General features: G+C 66.4%; 14 protein-coding genes and 1 pseudogene. 4 read left to right on the top strand and 11 right to left on the bottom strand.

Features of this window, described 5'->3' with window-relative positions:
- The first annotated feature begins 34 nt into the window (after positions 1–34).
- Together AWB70_RS33010 and AWB70_RS33015 are read left to right on the top strand one after the other, a co-directional pair.
- Entirely contained in the window at positions 35–847 is an 813-nt protein-coding gene (locus AWB70_RS33010) for an ABC transporter permease (protein WP_053572126.1), read from the top strand.
- Positions 840–1,694 carry a type 2 periplasmic-binding domain-containing protein gene (locus AWB70_RS33015; RefSeq protein ID WP_053571719.1) on the top strand — a complete coding sequence of 285 codons (855 nt, stop codon included), beginning with the start codon at positions 840–842 and terminating at the stop codon, positions 1,692–1,694. The genes AWB70_RS33010 and AWB70_RS33015 overlap by 8 nt, the downstream gene beginning before the upstream one ends.
- A gap of 12 nt (positions 1,695–1,706) precedes the next feature.
- On the opposite strand, the gene AWB70_RS33020 is transcribed toward AWB70_RS33015, so the two are convergent.
- The 3 genes from AWB70_RS33020 to tauA are packed head-to-tail and all read right to left on the bottom strand — an operon-like array spanning position 1,707 to position 4,365.
- Positions 1,707–2,537 (bottom strand): ABC transporter permease subunit, encoded by an 831-nt coding sequence (locus AWB70_RS33020; RefSeq protein ID WP_087086372.1) that lies wholly within the window; start codon positions 2,535–2,537, stop codon positions 1,707–1,709.
- Positions 2,538–2,554: 17 nt separating this feature from the next.
- Complete coding sequence (locus AWB70_RS33025) at positions 2,555–3,334, bottom strand: taurine ABC transporter ATP-binding protein (RefSeq protein ID WP_053571718.1); 780 nt, start codon at positions 3,332–3,334, stop codon at positions 2,555–2,557.
- Positions 3,331–4,365, bottom strand: a complete 1,035-nt coding sequence (tauA, locus tag AWB70_RS33030) for a taurine ABC transporter substrate-binding protein (protein WP_053571717.1) — start codon at positions 4,363–4,365, stop codon at positions 3,331–3,333. The genes AWB70_RS33025 and tauA overlap by 4 nt, the downstream gene beginning before the upstream one ends.
- A gap of 194 nt (positions 4,366–4,559) precedes the next feature.
- On the opposite strand from tauA, the gene AWB70_RS33035 reads away from it, so the two are divergent.
- The gene (locus tag AWB70_RS33035) at positions 4,560–5,312 is read left to right on the top strand and encodes a TetR/AcrR family transcriptional regulator (RefSeq protein WP_053571716.1); all 753 of its coding nucleotides are present in this window, start codon (positions 4,560–4,562) and stop codon (positions 5,310–5,312) included.
- A gap of 6 nt (positions 5,313–5,318) precedes the next feature.
- Here AWB70_RS33035 and AWB70_RS33040 read toward each other — a convergent pair whose 3' ends face one another.
- From AWB70_RS33040 to AWB70_RS39585, 4 genes and pseudogenes are all read right to left on the bottom strand, one after another.
- On the bottom strand, positions 5,319–5,546 hold the full coding sequence (locus AWB70_RS33040) for a hypothetical protein (protein ID WP_014252865.1): 228 nt from the start codon (positions 5,544–5,546) through the stop codon (positions 5,319–5,321).
- A gap of 71 nt (positions 5,547–5,617) precedes the next feature.
- Positions 5,618–7,027: an MFS transporter gene (locus AWB70_RS33045; protein ID WP_053571715.1), complete on the bottom strand. Its 1,410-nt coding sequence runs from the start codon at positions 7,025–7,027 to the stop codon at positions 5,618–5,620.
- Positions 7,028–7,320: 293 nt separating this feature from the next.
- Positions 7,321–8,733, bottom strand: a complete 1,413-nt coding sequence (gene lpdA, locus AWB70_RS33050; protein ID WP_053572125.1) for a dihydrolipoyl dehydrogenase — start codon at positions 8,731–8,733, stop codon at positions 7,321–7,323.
- 168 nt (positions 8,734–8,901) lie between these two features.
- Positions 8,902–9,117: pseudogene (locus tag AWB70_RS39585) on the bottom strand (biotin/lipoyl-containing protein); the annotation flags it as partial.
- A 220-nt stretch (positions 9,118–9,337) separates the two neighbouring features.
- On the opposite strand from AWB70_RS39585, the gene AWB70_RS33055 reads away from it, so the two are divergent.
- Positions 9,338–10,636 (top strand): DUF2325 domain-containing protein, encoded by a 1,299-nt coding sequence (locus AWB70_RS33055; RefSeq protein WP_053572124.1) that lies wholly within the window; start codon positions 9,338–9,340, stop codon positions 10,634–10,636.
- Between the two features lie 4 nt (positions 10,637–10,640).
- Here AWB70_RS33055 and AWB70_RS33060 read toward each other — a convergent pair whose 3' ends face one another.
- From AWB70_RS33060 to AWB70_RS33075, 4 genes are all read right to left on the bottom strand, one after another.
- Positions 10,641–11,060: a winged helix-turn-helix domain-containing protein gene (locus tag AWB70_RS33060; protein ID WP_082378221.1), complete on the bottom strand. Its 420-nt coding sequence runs from the start codon at positions 11,058–11,060 to the stop codon at positions 10,641–10,643.
- 40 nt (positions 11,061–11,100) lie between these two features.
- The gene (locus AWB70_RS33065; RefSeq protein WP_053571714.1) at positions 11,101–11,640 is read right to left on the bottom strand and encodes a nitrogen fixation protein NifQ; all 540 of its coding nucleotides are present in this window, start codon (positions 11,638–11,640) and stop codon (positions 11,101–11,103) included.
- Positions 11,637–12,125: a molybdopterin-dependent oxidoreductase gene (locus AWB70_RS33070; protein WP_053572122.1), complete on the bottom strand. Its 489-nt coding sequence runs from the start codon at positions 12,123–12,125 to the stop codon at positions 11,637–11,639. Before AWB70_RS33070 ends, AWB70_RS33065 begins: the two co-directional genes overlap by 4 nt.
- A 107-nt stretch (positions 12,126–12,232) precedes the next feature.
- Positions 12,233–13,174: a LysR family transcriptional regulator gene (locus AWB70_RS33075; protein ID WP_045461822.1), complete on the bottom strand. Its 942-nt coding sequence runs from the start codon at positions 13,172–13,174 to the stop codon at positions 12,233–12,235.
- Between the last annotated feature and the right edge of the window lie 105 nt (positions 13,175–13,279).

A 13,279-nucleotide genomic window follows, 5' to 3' on the forward strand; every position in this document is an offset into this window, starting at 1 on the left:
CGTGGCAGAGCAAGAAAGCATTCGCAGTCTTCCGATGTTCGCGGCGGCGGCAAAACGCGACGACGCACTCAGACGCCGCCTGCGATGGTCGATCGCCTTCGAGCGTTCCATCGCGCTGATCGCGTTCGCGGCGCTGTGGGAGTTGTTGCCGCGTCTTGGCATCGTGAGCACGGCGTATCTCAGTCCGCCGTCGCAAGTCGCGCTCGCCATCGCCCGGCTGGTCGACGGCGGCGACGTGTGGAAGCACCTCGGCGCAAGCGCGCTGCGCTCGATCAGCGGCCTGCTGCTGGCCGTCGCGGGCGGCGTCGTCTGCGGTTTCGCGCTCGGCTGGTTCCGGCGCGCCGAACGCATCGTCGATCCGCTTTACCAGTTGTTGCGGCAAGTCTCCGCGTTCGCGCTGTTTCCCGTGTTCATGCTGTTTCTCGGCATCGGCGAATCGTCGAAGATCGCCATCATCGTCTGGGCCGCGTTCTGGCCGGTGCTGCTCAATACGATCTCGGGCGTGAAGCAGGTCGAGCGCGTGTTCATCGATTGCGCGCGTTCGATGGGCGCGTCGCAAGGATTCATCTTCGCGAAGGTCGTGCTGCCCGCCGCGCTGCCCGAAATACTGACCGGCATCCGTCTCGCGGGCGCCTACAGCATCACGGCGCTGGTCGCGGCTGAGATGATCGGCGCGCGCTCGGGGCTCGGCTTCTACACGCTCAACTCACAGGAGACGTTCCAGATTCCCGACATGTACGCGGGCATCGTGCTGCTTGCGCTCTTCGGGCTGCTGATCAACAAGAGCCTGTCGCTGCTGGAGCGGCGTCTTTTGCGCTGGCGCGTCGGGCTTGCGCAGAATGGCTAGGAGCGCACTCGCGGCGGCGCGCTCATCCGGCGGGCGACTGCGCGGGCTCGCAGCGCTTTCGATGCTATGCGTGGCGCTCTCGTCGCTGTCGATCCGGGATCGTGAGGATGACCGCCCGTTCGCCGCCGCGGTCGCGCGCGGCGCGTTGATCGTCGCGGTGCCGTCGCGTCCCGCGCCGACGCTCAACGTCGGCAAGGTCGATCGTTTCGCGCGCGTGCCGGATGGCTTCGCGGCGGCGCTCGCGCAAGACATCGGGCGGCGCGTGGGTTTGCCGGTCACGTTTGTGCTCGCCGGATCGCGAGACGCACCGAACGCAACCAAGGCGGACATCGCGATCACGGGACACGGTTTCGCCGACGACCGCGCGCTCGCCTATGCGCCGACGGCGTACACGTCCGGCCACGGCATGGCGCTCGTGCTGCGCCATGGCACGGTGCGCGCGTGGCGTAATCTCGCGGGCAGCACGGTGTGCGCATCGCGCGGCAGTCCGTTCGCGCGGGACGCCGCGCGCCGGGCGCGGGCGAATGTGCGCGAGTACGACCGTCCGCTCGATGCGTTGCTCGCGTTCCAGGCAGGCGAGTGCGCCGCGCTTGTCGACGACGAGCTTGCCATCCGCAAACTGCTGAAGCAGCCGGACTGGGCGTATTACCGCAGCTTGCCGGGCACGCTCGATGCGGCGCCCGCCTACATCGCGGCGCGCGGCGGCGATATCGAAGGCGCGGCGTTCATCGAACGCACCGTGCAGGACTGGCGGCGGCAACGCTGGCTGTCGACCGTGCGCGAAGATCAGGCGACACAACTCGCGTTCGACATGTTCAACGCGCAAAACGATCTGTATTGCCACTGACATCGCCTGGGGTCAGCGGCCCTTCCAAGGCACGAGTTTTTTCTCCAGCGCGCGCATGCCGAAATCGAAGATCCACGCGATCGCGCCGATCAGCACGATGCCCATCACGACGACATCGGTGCGCAGGAAGCTCGACGCGTTGAGCACCATCTGGCCGAGGCCCGCGGTGGCCGCGACCATTTCCGCGGCGACGAGCGTCGTCCAGCCGAAACCGACGGCGATACGCAGCCCCGTCAGAATTTCCGGCAGCGCGGCGGGCAGCACGACGTGCCACACGACCTGGCGGAAATTCGCGCCGAGCGACCACGCCGCGTTCACCTGCTCAGCCGTCGCGCTTTTCACGCCCGCGCGGGCGGCCATCGCGATCGGGGCGAAGCAGGCGAGCCAGATGACGACGAGTTTGGCCGTCTCGTCGATGCCGAACCAGATCACCACGAGCGGCAAATAGGCGAGCGGCGGCAGCGGCCGGTAGAACTCCAGCGGCGGATCGAGCACGCCGCGCGCGATACGGCTCACGCCCATCGCGATGCCGACCGGCACCGCCGTCACGACCGCGAGCGCGAACGCGCCGAACACGCGGATCGCGCTCCACAGCAGATGTTCGGACAGCGGCAGCCCGCCTTGCAGACGTCCATGAACGGCGTCGAGAAACGCGCGCCACACCGCGCCGGGCGAGGGCAGAAAGAGCGGGGCGATCCAGTGAAAGTGCGTCGAGGCCCACCACGCCGCGCCGATCACGGCCACGCACAGCGCGCTCGGCAACGCGGTCGATCCCGCGCCGGGCATGCCGCGATAGCGCCGCTTCGTGCGTTTCGACCCGGCGGCGCGCGGCGCCTCGGTCATCGCGTGCGCGCGCTGGTTCATGCGGCCTCCGTTTCGGTGCGATGCAAACGGCGCGTCAGCCGCTCGCGCCATTCGATGAAAGCAGGCGACGACTTCACCGCGCGCGCATCGCGGCCGCGGATGTATTCGCGCGAGAACGGCAGCTCGTGCACGTCCTCGATGCGTCCGGGACCGGGCGTCATCAGCACGAGACGCGTCGCCAGAAAGAGCGCCTCCTCGACGCTGTGCGTGATGAAGAACACTGTCTTGCGCGTGCGCGACCAGACATCGAGCACGAGTTCCTGCACGTTTTCGCGCGTGAGGGCGTCGAGCGCGCCCATCGGTTCGTCCATCAGCAGCACTTCGGGGTCGCTCGCGAGCGCCCGCGCGATGCCCACGCGCTGCTGCATGCCGCCCGACAGCGCGTAGATTTTCGCGTGCTCGTGCTGCGCGAGACCGACGAGCGCGAGCGTGCGGCGCGCGATCTCGCGGCGCGCGTCGCGCTTCATGCCGCGAAAGCGCAGGCCGAGCGCGACGTTGTCGAGCACGTCGAGCCACGGCATCAGCGCGTGCTTCTGGAACACGACGCCGCGTTCCGCGCCGGGACCGGCGATCGGCTCGCCGTTGAGCGTCGCCGTGCCTTCGGTCGGATCGATGAAACCGGCGAGGCAGTTGAGCAGCGTGGTCTTGCCGCAGCCCGACGCGCCCAGCGCGACGACGAACTCGCCGCTGCCGATGTGCAGATCGACGCCTTTTAACGCAGGCGTGCTCGCGCCTTCATACGTCACGCCCAGATTGCGGATCGACAGCGAGGTCATTTCGCGGCCTGCTGCACGAAGCGCGGATCGACGCCCGCGGAATAATCGGCGAGCACGTTCTGGATCGTGCCCTGCTGCTTCAGGAATTGCGCGGTGGCGGTGAGCGACTTGGCCGCGCCAGACTGCTTGCCGCCGCCGAGCCACGTCGCCGACGCCTGTTCGCCCGCCGACGGAAACGCGTAGAGCGCGAGGCTCGCGGGCACATCGGCGGCGGCGGCGCCCGATTCCTGCGCGACCGCGCGCACCTCTTTCGAATCGACGGTCCAGGCGGCCTTGTTGTCGCGGTATTGCGCGTCGGTGTCCGCGAGCACTTTGACGAGACCGGCGAGGAACGCGGCATTGTCCTGGGCGAACTTGCGCGACGCGACGAGGCCGTCGAAGGTCGCCGTGCCGCTTTCCTTCGCGACTTCGCCGGACGTGATCAGCACGCGGCCGTTCTGCTTGGCCTTCGCGAGCACCGGGTCCCAGATGTAGGTCGCGTCGATGTTGCCGCGCTCCCACGCCGCCGCCACTTCCGGCGGACGCAGGTTGACGATCTTCACCGAGGAAGGATCGATGCCCGCCTGCTTCAACGCGACGAGCGCATGAAAGTGCGACGTCGATACATACGGCACGCCGAGCGTCTTGCCCTTGAGATCGGCGAGCTTGTTCACGCCCGAGCCGTTGCGCGCGACGAGCGCTTCGGCGTCGTTGATGTTGTCGAGAATCCAGAAGAGCGACAGATCGACACCCTGCGACAAACCGGCCGCGATTGGGCTGGAGCCGGCTTCGCCCACCTGTATCGAGCCGGATGCGAGTGCGCGGATCACATCGGCGCCGCTGCCGAGCTTGCGGTACGTGACCTTGTAGCCGGTCGCCTTTTCGACCGCGCCGCTCGCCTGCGCATAGCGCCACGGCACGACCATGTCCTGATAGCCGATGACGACCTCGCGCGTTTCCGCCTGCGCGTGAAGCGGCGCGAGCGCCGTGGCGGCGAATGCGAAGGAGGCGAGACCGGCAATCAGACGACGGCGGCGAATGGATGATTTCATGGCGCGAAGAGAAGAGGTTTCGAAGCCTCCGACTATAGGCACTTCGCATGCCGCGCCTACCAATCTTTTGTGCGTAGCAAATGAACCGGCGATCGCTTTCTTATTCAGCGCGATGGCCCCGATTTCGCGAGCGCCGCGTCAAACGCCCGTAAAATAGACGCGGCATCTCACTTCACCGGCAGCATCGCCCAGGCATGACGAAAGACGACACCACTCACGTCCGCGCGCATGGCGCATCGGGCAAGCGCAAGCGGCTCGGCCGCCCGGCGGGCAACATCAATCAGCGCGAGAACATCCTCGATGCCGCCGAGGTCGATTTCTCGCAGCGCGGCTACGCGGGCACGTCGCTCAAGGAAGTGGCCGCGTCGTGCGGCGTCACGCAGGCGCTCATCACGTATTACTTCGGCACGAAGCAACTGCTTTTCGAGCAGGTGTTCCTGCGCCGCGCGCTGCTCGTTTCCGAAGAGCGCGTGACGCTGCTGCGCGAACTGACCGATGCGAAAAGCGCGAATGTGCGCGATATCGTGCGCGCGTTTCTGCTGCCGCTCGTCGCGCTGCGCGGCACCGATGGCGGGCGCGCGTTCATTCGCCTGCAGGCGCGGCTGCACACCGAGCCGCCCGAGATTTCGTACAACCTGCGCAGCACCGCATACGGCGATTCGACCGATGCCTACGTCGAAGCGCTGCGCGCGGCGCTGCCCGGCCTGCCCGCGAAAGACCTCTACTGGCGCGTGACGATGATGATCGGCGCGTATCTCTACGCCTTCTCCGACACGCATCGTCTCGACGTGCTCGCCAAGGGCGCGTGCGATCCGTGGGACGCGAACGAAACGCTGGAGCAGTTGACGAGCTTCATCGTCGGCGGGCTGGAAGCGCAGGCGTGCGCGCAGCCGGCCGCCGCGAAGAAAGCGAAGCCGAAGGCGGCGCGCACCGCCCGCGCGGCGTGAAGGGATTCAGCGCCGCAAGCCGATTTCCATCGACTCGATGACCTGCGCGATGGTCGAGTGCATCGACGCGAGCGTGGCTGCGGCGAGGTCCGACGCCGCCGTTTCGCCGATCATGTCGCGCAGCGTTTCCTGCACATCCGCCGATGCCTGGGGCGGCAGCGCCGCCGCGATCACGCTGAGCGCGGCGGTGAGGCCGTGCAGCTTGCCCGTCAATACTTCCAGTTCCTGACTCATCTTGGCTTCCTGTCGTTGCGGTGAAATGAAGCGCGCGGGCCGCGTGCGCGACGCGGCCCGCGCGCGGAAAATCAGCGGCGTTGCGGCTCGGGATGCGCCTTCAGCTTCACGAACAACGCGATGCCCGCAATCACGGACGGCACCGCGAGCAGCGCGAACACGGCCGGCAGGCCGAGCTTCCACGCCGAGAACAACCCGCCGAGCGCGACGCCCGCGATGCCGCCGAAACGCCCGACGCCGTACATCCACGAGACGCCGGTCGCGCGGCTTTGCGTCGGGTAGAACATGGCGGCGAGCGAGGGCATCGAGGATTGCGCGCCGTTCATCGTCGTGCCGGCGAGAAAGATCAGCGCGCTCACGAGTCCGATGCTGCCGATCGCCTGCCCGACCACGAAAATGAACGCGGCGGTCAGCAGATAGCCGAGCATCACGACCACGTTCGCGTTCCAGCGATCCATGAGCCAGCCGGACGCGATCGTGCCGATGCCGCCGCCGAGCGGGAACAGCGCAGTAAGCAGCGCGGCGCGCTCCGGCGTGAAACCGGCTTCGTTCATGAGCAGCGGCATCCAGCTCATCAGCAGATAGAAGATGACGAGGCCCATGAAGTACACGAGCCACAGCATCAGCGTGCCGACGAGATAGTTGCGCGACAGGATCGCGCCGACCGAGGTTTTTGCCTGCGTCGCGGTGCGCTCCGACAGGCGGAAGGAGTCGATGCGCCGTAGATCGAGCGGCGCGATCTTCGAGAGCGGTGCCCAGATCTTTTCCTTCGGCGCGTTTCGTTTGACGAGATAGCGCACCGATTCCGGCACGAGCATCGCGACGAGCAGCGCGAGCACGAGCGGGATCACGCCGCCGACGAGGAAGAGGCTGTGCCAGCCGAACGCCGGGATCAGCCACGACGAAATGAAGCCGCCGAGCGCCGCGCCGACCGTGAAGCCGCAATACGTCGTGTTGACGATGATCGAGCGGTTGCGCGCGGGCGCGTACTCGGAGACGAGCGTGATGGCGTTCGGAATCGCCGCGCCGAGACCGATGCCGGTCAGAAAGCGCAGCGCGACGAGCGATTCGAGCGAGCCGCTGAACGCGGTCGCGAGACTCATCGCGCCGAAGAACGCCGTCGCCGCGATCAGCACGGCGCGCCGCCCGAAGCGGTCGGCGGCGGGGCCGGAGATGACCGCGCCCGCCGCGAGCCCGAAGAGCGCGGCGCTCAGTACCGGCCCGAGCGCGGCCTTCGTGATGCCCCAGCCCTTGACGAGCGACGGCGCGATATAACCGATGGCCGCGGTATCCATGCCGTCGATCAGCACGATCAGAAAGCACACGCCCATCAGCGTCCATTGAAAGCGCGAGAAGCGGTGTTCGTCGATGAACTCCTCGACGGGCACGCTCCCGGTCCACGCATCGCCACGGTCCGAAGCCGTCGAATGCCCGGCGCGCGGCTCGAACGCCGGGCCGGTGTGAAGCTCTGCTTGCGACATGTACAACTCCTCGTTGTCGACGGCTCCCGCCGTCCATCAATGCCACTCGGCCGGCGACATGCCGGTGTTCACGCGAAGCGGGGGCCCGCCGTTTTCGACGCTGGTTTATTATATGTACCTATAATTAATAAACGCAACGCGGAAAAAAATAGTTGGGTCGGCGGGTGAGTGGTCGCGAGGAGGAGGTGTGCAGCCGCAAAAAGGAAGCCGGACATCGACGTGGTGTCGATGTCCGGCCTGGAGGGGGTAAAGCGATGCGGCGCATCCGCGAGGATGCGCGCTTCAGGACGCGTTCAGATATTCAACGCGCGTTTGTCGACAGCCAGCGCCGCTTCGCGCATGACCTCGGAAAGCGAAGGATGCGGATGGCAGATGCGCCCGATATCCTCGCTCGCCGCCTTGAACTCCATCGCGACCACGGCTTCCGCGATCAGATCCGAGGCGTCCGCCGAGATGATGTGCACGCCGAGAATCTCGTCGGTTTTCGCATCGGCGATGACCTTGATGAAGCCGTCCGTCTCGCCGATGCCCATCGCGCGGCCGTTCGCGAGCATCGGAAACTGGCCGGCCTTGATGTCGCGGCCTTCGGCTTTCAGCGCCTGCTCGGTTTGTCCGACCCACGCGATTTCCGGATGCGTGTAGATCACCCACGGAATGCAGTTGTAGTCGATATGCGGCTTCTGCCCGTCGATGATCTCCGCCACCAGCACGCCTTCGTCCTCCGCCTTGTGCGCGAGCATCGGACCGCGCACGACATCGCCGATTGCGTAGACATTCGGCACTTTCGTCGCGCAATGTCCGTCGACGGGAATGAATCCGCGTTCATCGGCCGACAGACCGATGGCATCGAGCCCGAGATTGTCCGTGTTCGGCACGCGGCCGATCGACACGATCAGGCGGTCCGCATCCAGGGTTTGCGCGTTGCCGTCCTTGTCCTTGTAGGAAATGGAGACGTTCGAATCGGTCGTCTTCACGCCGTCGATCTTCACGCCGAGATGAATCGTGAGACCTTGCTTCTTGAAGAGTTTCGCGGCTTCCTTTTGCAGCGCCGTGTCCGTGGTGCCGAGAAATTCGGGCAGCGCTTCGAGAATCGTCACTTCCGCGCCGAGCCTGCGCCACACGGAGCCGAGCTCCAGCCCGATCACGCCCGCGCCGATCACGGCGAGCTTTCTTGGCACGGCGTCGAAGGCGAGCGCGCCTTCGTTGTCGGAGACGATCTTGTTGTCCACGGGCACGCCCGGCAGATGCCGCGCCTTCGAGCCCGTCGCGATGATCACATGTTGCGCCGTGTGCGTTTCGCTTTTGCCGTCGCCGCTCACTTCGATCCTGAAGTTGCCGCCGTCCTTGCCCGCGAACTTGCCGTGCCCTTTGAGCCAGGTGATCTTGTTCTTGCGGAATAGGAATTCGACGCCGCCCGTGATCTTCTCGACGATCGCTTCCTTGCGCCCGACCATCTTGCCGACATCGACGGAAAGGTTGTCGATGCCGCCGATGCCGTGATCGGCGAAATGCAGCTTCGCGTTCTCGAATTTTTCCGACGACGCGAGCAGCGCCTTCGACGGAATGCAACCGACGTTCAGACAGGTGCCGCCGAGCTTCGGCTTGCCCGCATGATTGATCCATTCCTCGACGCACGCCACCTTGCGCCCGAGCTGCGCCGCGCGAATCGCGGCGATATAGCCGCCCGGCCCGGAACCGATCACGATGACATCGAAATCGGCCTTCTGACTTGGCGCCGCGGCGGGCGAGGGCGCAGGCGATGGCGATGGCGCAGGCGCGGCGGCCTGAACCGGCGCAGGCGCAGCAGCAGGAGCGGGCGCGGGAGCAGGCGCGGCGGCCGACGCTTTCGCTTCCGTATCGACGATCGCGAGCACTTCGTCCGCGTGGACGATATCGCCTTCCTTCTTCACCACTTCCACGAGCGTGCCGGCGGAGGGCGCGGGCACTTCGAGTACCACCTTGTCCGTTTCCAGTTCGACAAGGATTTCGTCTTGCGTCACCGCGTCGCCCGCTTTCTTCTTCCACGGCAGCATCGTCGCCTCGGTGACGGATTCGGAAAGCTGCGGAACCTTGACTTCAATCCTGGCCATTCAGATTCTCCTTGTGAGCGATCTCTCGCGATTGGAAACGTCCGGCGACCCGCGCCCCGTGGACGGACAGCCTTGGAGGACGGGCCCGGCGCGCCGAAGTCGTAGGATACGCCCTGTCCGGACCGTGCGCGCGCAAAGGCGCGTGCACATCGGCCCGCCGTTTCGTCGTCGTTATATTCAGTGGTATATTACGAACCAGCCGACCGAGCACGAGGTGAACATGCAGAGCCCTCCGTTTCAACTCGCCCGCACGAGCGCGCATGTGCGCCCCGACGCGTGCTGCCAGCCGACCGAGGCGAGCTTGCGCGCGTCGCAGCGCCGTTCGCGTCTCGCCGAACTGGACCCGCATCTGCACTGCTCGATCATCGGCACCTGCCTTTCGACGGGCGAATTGCGCAAGCTCGTGCCGAAGTTCACCGATCTCGACCGTCATCACGCGAGCGATCTGGAGATCCATCACGCGGCGGTGGAACTGGCGATCGCGGGCGGCGCGGGCGCGAAAGCGCTCAACAAGGCGCTCGACGAACGTTACGCGGGCGCGATCCGCCGCTTCGACACCGCGCGCGATCCCGCCGCGCTGCTCGATCTGTGGAACGAGGCGCTGAAGTCCGGCGATATTCCACCCGCGTACTGGGCGGTGATGTCGCATCCGCACGCGACCATCGACGTGCGCCAGTCCGCATTCGGCGAGTTGCACATGCTGTCGCATCTGGTCGGCGCGGCGAATCGCGCGGATATTCGCCGGCTGGTCGCGCTCGAAGCGGAGAATCAGGCACTGCGTGAGAAGATCGACCGTCAGCAGGCGCGTCTTCTCGAAGTGAGCGCCGAGCGCGATGCGTCCGCCCGGCAGTTGCACGAGCAGGCGCTGCATATCGACCGCAAACCCGGCGCGACGCCCGCGCAACTCGAAGCCGAAGTCGAGCGTCTGCGTGAAAAAGTCGAGGACGGCGAGCGCCGCCTCGCGCTGCATACGAGCCGCCGCGAAGCCGCCGAGCAGCGGGCGCAGCAGGAAGAGAACGAGACGCGCGTGTTGCGCAACAGGCTCGGCGAGGCCCACGCGCTGCTGAAGGTCGTCCAGGCCGAATGCGCGGCCTTGGAACGCGCCACGCTCGATGCCGCCGATCGGCCCGACGCGCGCCAACGCGCCGTGCAATGGGTGAGCGGCAAGCGTGTGGTCTATGTCGGCGGCAGGCCGAATTCGAATGCGGTGCTGAAGTCGCTGGTGGCGGCGGCGGGCGGCGAGCTGATCGTTCACGACGGCGGTATCGAAGATCGCAAGGGCTTGCTCGCCGCCGCGCTGCCGAACGCGGATGTCGTGCTCTTTCCCGTCGACTGCATCGATCACGATTCGATGAGCATGCTCAAGCGCGTCTGCGAGCGGCACGGCGTCGAGTATGCGCCGCTGCGCACCGCGAGCGTCGCGAGCTTCGTGGAGTTCGTCGCGCGGCTCACCGCGAGCGCGCAAGCCACGCCCGCGAGCGGTCCGCCGCGGTCCGCGTTCTGCTTGCGGCACGGTTAGCGATTCAGGGTTTCAGCAGCTTAGTAAGCGCTTCGATCTGCGTGGCGCACGCGGCTTGCGCCTGCGTTTCGACCTCGCGATAAAGCTGGACGATGCGCTCGCCGACCGGCGTCAGCACGCAGCCGCCGCCGCTTTGGCCGCCTTGCTCGGAAATCGTCGCGGGCGATTCGAGCGCGCGATTGAGCTCGTCGATGAGCAGCCACGCGCGCCGGTACGACATGTCGAGGCTGCGCGCCGCCGCCGATATCGAGCCGTGCCTGCGCACCGCTTCGAGCAGCGACACCTTGCCCGGACCGATCGCGATGGTCTCGCCTTTCGTGACGCGCATGCGAAAGCGCACTTCGGCCGGCGCGCTTGCCGCGTCCGCCGTGTTCGCCGCGTTCCGCTCGTTCGCGCCTGCCGTCGTTTTGTGGGTCGTCGCCATGCCCGAGAGAATACACGAACGAAAGCGGCCCGCGCGCACGTCACCGGTTGTCGGGATAGCAGAAAGCGTAATCCTCGCAACCCGGACAGCCCGGCGCGCACGTCGGCGCTTCGCCGCGTGCGTGCGCCACCTCCTGCGCGAGAAATTTCTTCCAGCGCAGGTTGGCCACGTTGCGCGCAACGAGCGCCGGATAGTGTCGATCGAGCATGTCGGTGACGTCTTCGCGGCCGGAGAGACCGAGATCGCGCCACAAATGGTCCGGGCGCAGCGACGCCGCGCAAATAATGGCCGCGAGACACCGCGCGTCGTCGCGATGCCGCGTCGCCGTGCGGTCGTGCCACATCAAAAGCGCGTGCAGGTCGCGCGTGAAGGCGGTGCGCGGCGCGAGATGCAGAAAATGCCCGAACGTCGCGCCGGGAAAATGCCGGCCGATGAGTTTCGCAAGCTCGCCGGCGTCGAGCCCGAGCACAGGCAAATCGCCTCCTTCGATGCGCGCGCCCACGAGCCGCGCGAACAGCACGGTATCGGGCGCATACGGATCGATCGCGCGGCCGAGCAACGCGCGCGCTGCCGGATTCATCGATGCGGCTGTGCGAGCACGTGCGCATCGACGCGCACGAAGCGCTTCATGTGGCGCGGCGCATGCACGTTGTCCGCGCCCGAAACGAGCACCGGCAAGCCGTCCGCGATGCCGAGTTCGCGATCCTCGCATTCATACGCGACGATCACCCGCTCGCCGACCGGCGTATTGAAAAGCTCGTGCCACGAGTAGGTGACGGCGTAACCGTCGTGCGCCTGCGCGAGGAATACGGTGCGCTTGAAATCCGTGCTGTCGGGACGCCGCACGCCGGCGGCGTCGAGCAGCACGCGCAACTGCACGCCGCGATAGCTTCCCATCGGGCGAATGTAGCGGCCCGTGGAAAAACACACCAGATCGAAGGGCGCGATGCTCACGCGCGCGTACTCGCGCAATGCGGCGACGTCGAGCGTGAGCGGCGTCTGCACCGCGCCGCCGATCTCGATGGCGACCTGCGGGCTCTCGATGTCCTGGCCGAATACCGGCATCGTTTCATGACTGAATGACATGGGGCGATCTGGGTGACGGGTTATATCCGCGACTATATTACGCTTGCGCGGATATGACATGCCCATTCGCGCATGTCGGTCATCGTCTAACGAAGCTGCTCGTCGCGCTTTTGCTTGCATAGCTCGATGAAGCGCTGCACCGGCGCGGTCGCGGTGGCGCCGCGCCGCGTCGCGATGCCGTACGGCGCGCCGCGGCGTTCGATCTGAATCGGCAGCACCGCCATCATGCCGTGCGCCTGGAAGTACTGCGCGACTTTCAGCGGCATCAGCGCGACGGTGCCGTCGCTCGCCCGCAGCAGCGACAAGGTCGCGAACGTCGACGACGTTTCGATGGCGTAGCGCGGGAACGGAATCTCGGCGTCGTCGAAAAGCTGTTCGAGCAGCGAGCGCATCGGCAGGGCGGCTTGCGGCACGATCCACGGATTGTCGGCAAGATCCGCGAGCGACAGGTGCTGCACGTTCGCCAGCGGATCGGCGCCGTCCGTCACCAGACAGACTTCCTCCACTTCGAGCGGAATGAAATCGTAAGCCTCCGGATGGACGCTGATGCTCGGACGCCCAATGACGAGATCGAGCAGGCGCTGATCGAGCATCGACAAAAGCCGCGCGCTGTTGTCCTCCCAGACTTCGACGGACACATCCGGCTGAACCTGCCGCAACGAGCGCAGGATGGGCGCGAGCCATTCGGGCATCGAGCCCATGACCGCGCCAATGGCGAGCATGCCGCCGCCGCCGCGCATGATGGCCGCGAGCTCGTCGCGCAGCGCGCCGATCTCGGAACGCACCGCGCGCGCGTGACGGATCACGCAGCGTCCGAGCTCGTTCGGCACGATGCCGCGCGGCGAGCGCGCGAACAGTTCCGTGCCGAACATCGCCTCGATTTCGCGCAGCGATTTGGTCGTGGCGGGCTGCGAGAGCGACACCTGCTGCGCTGCCTTGCGCAGCGAGCCGTGGTCGTCTAGCGCAATCAGGAGCGCGACGTGATTGCCGCGCAGCCGCCTCAATATCGCATCGATACTGGTTATCACCGATATAACTCCAGGGTCTCACCTGATCGGAAGGTTTCATTATCTGGCCGCGTCGATGCCTCTTTAAACTGGCTCGGTCGAAGTTCGTCACGGCCCGGCGCTCGA

The organism is Caballeronia cordobensis (assembly GCF_001544575.2).
Taxonomy (GTDB): Bacteria; Pseudomonadota; Gammaproteobacteria; order Burkholderiales; family Burkholderiaceae; genus Caballeronia; species Caballeronia cordobensis.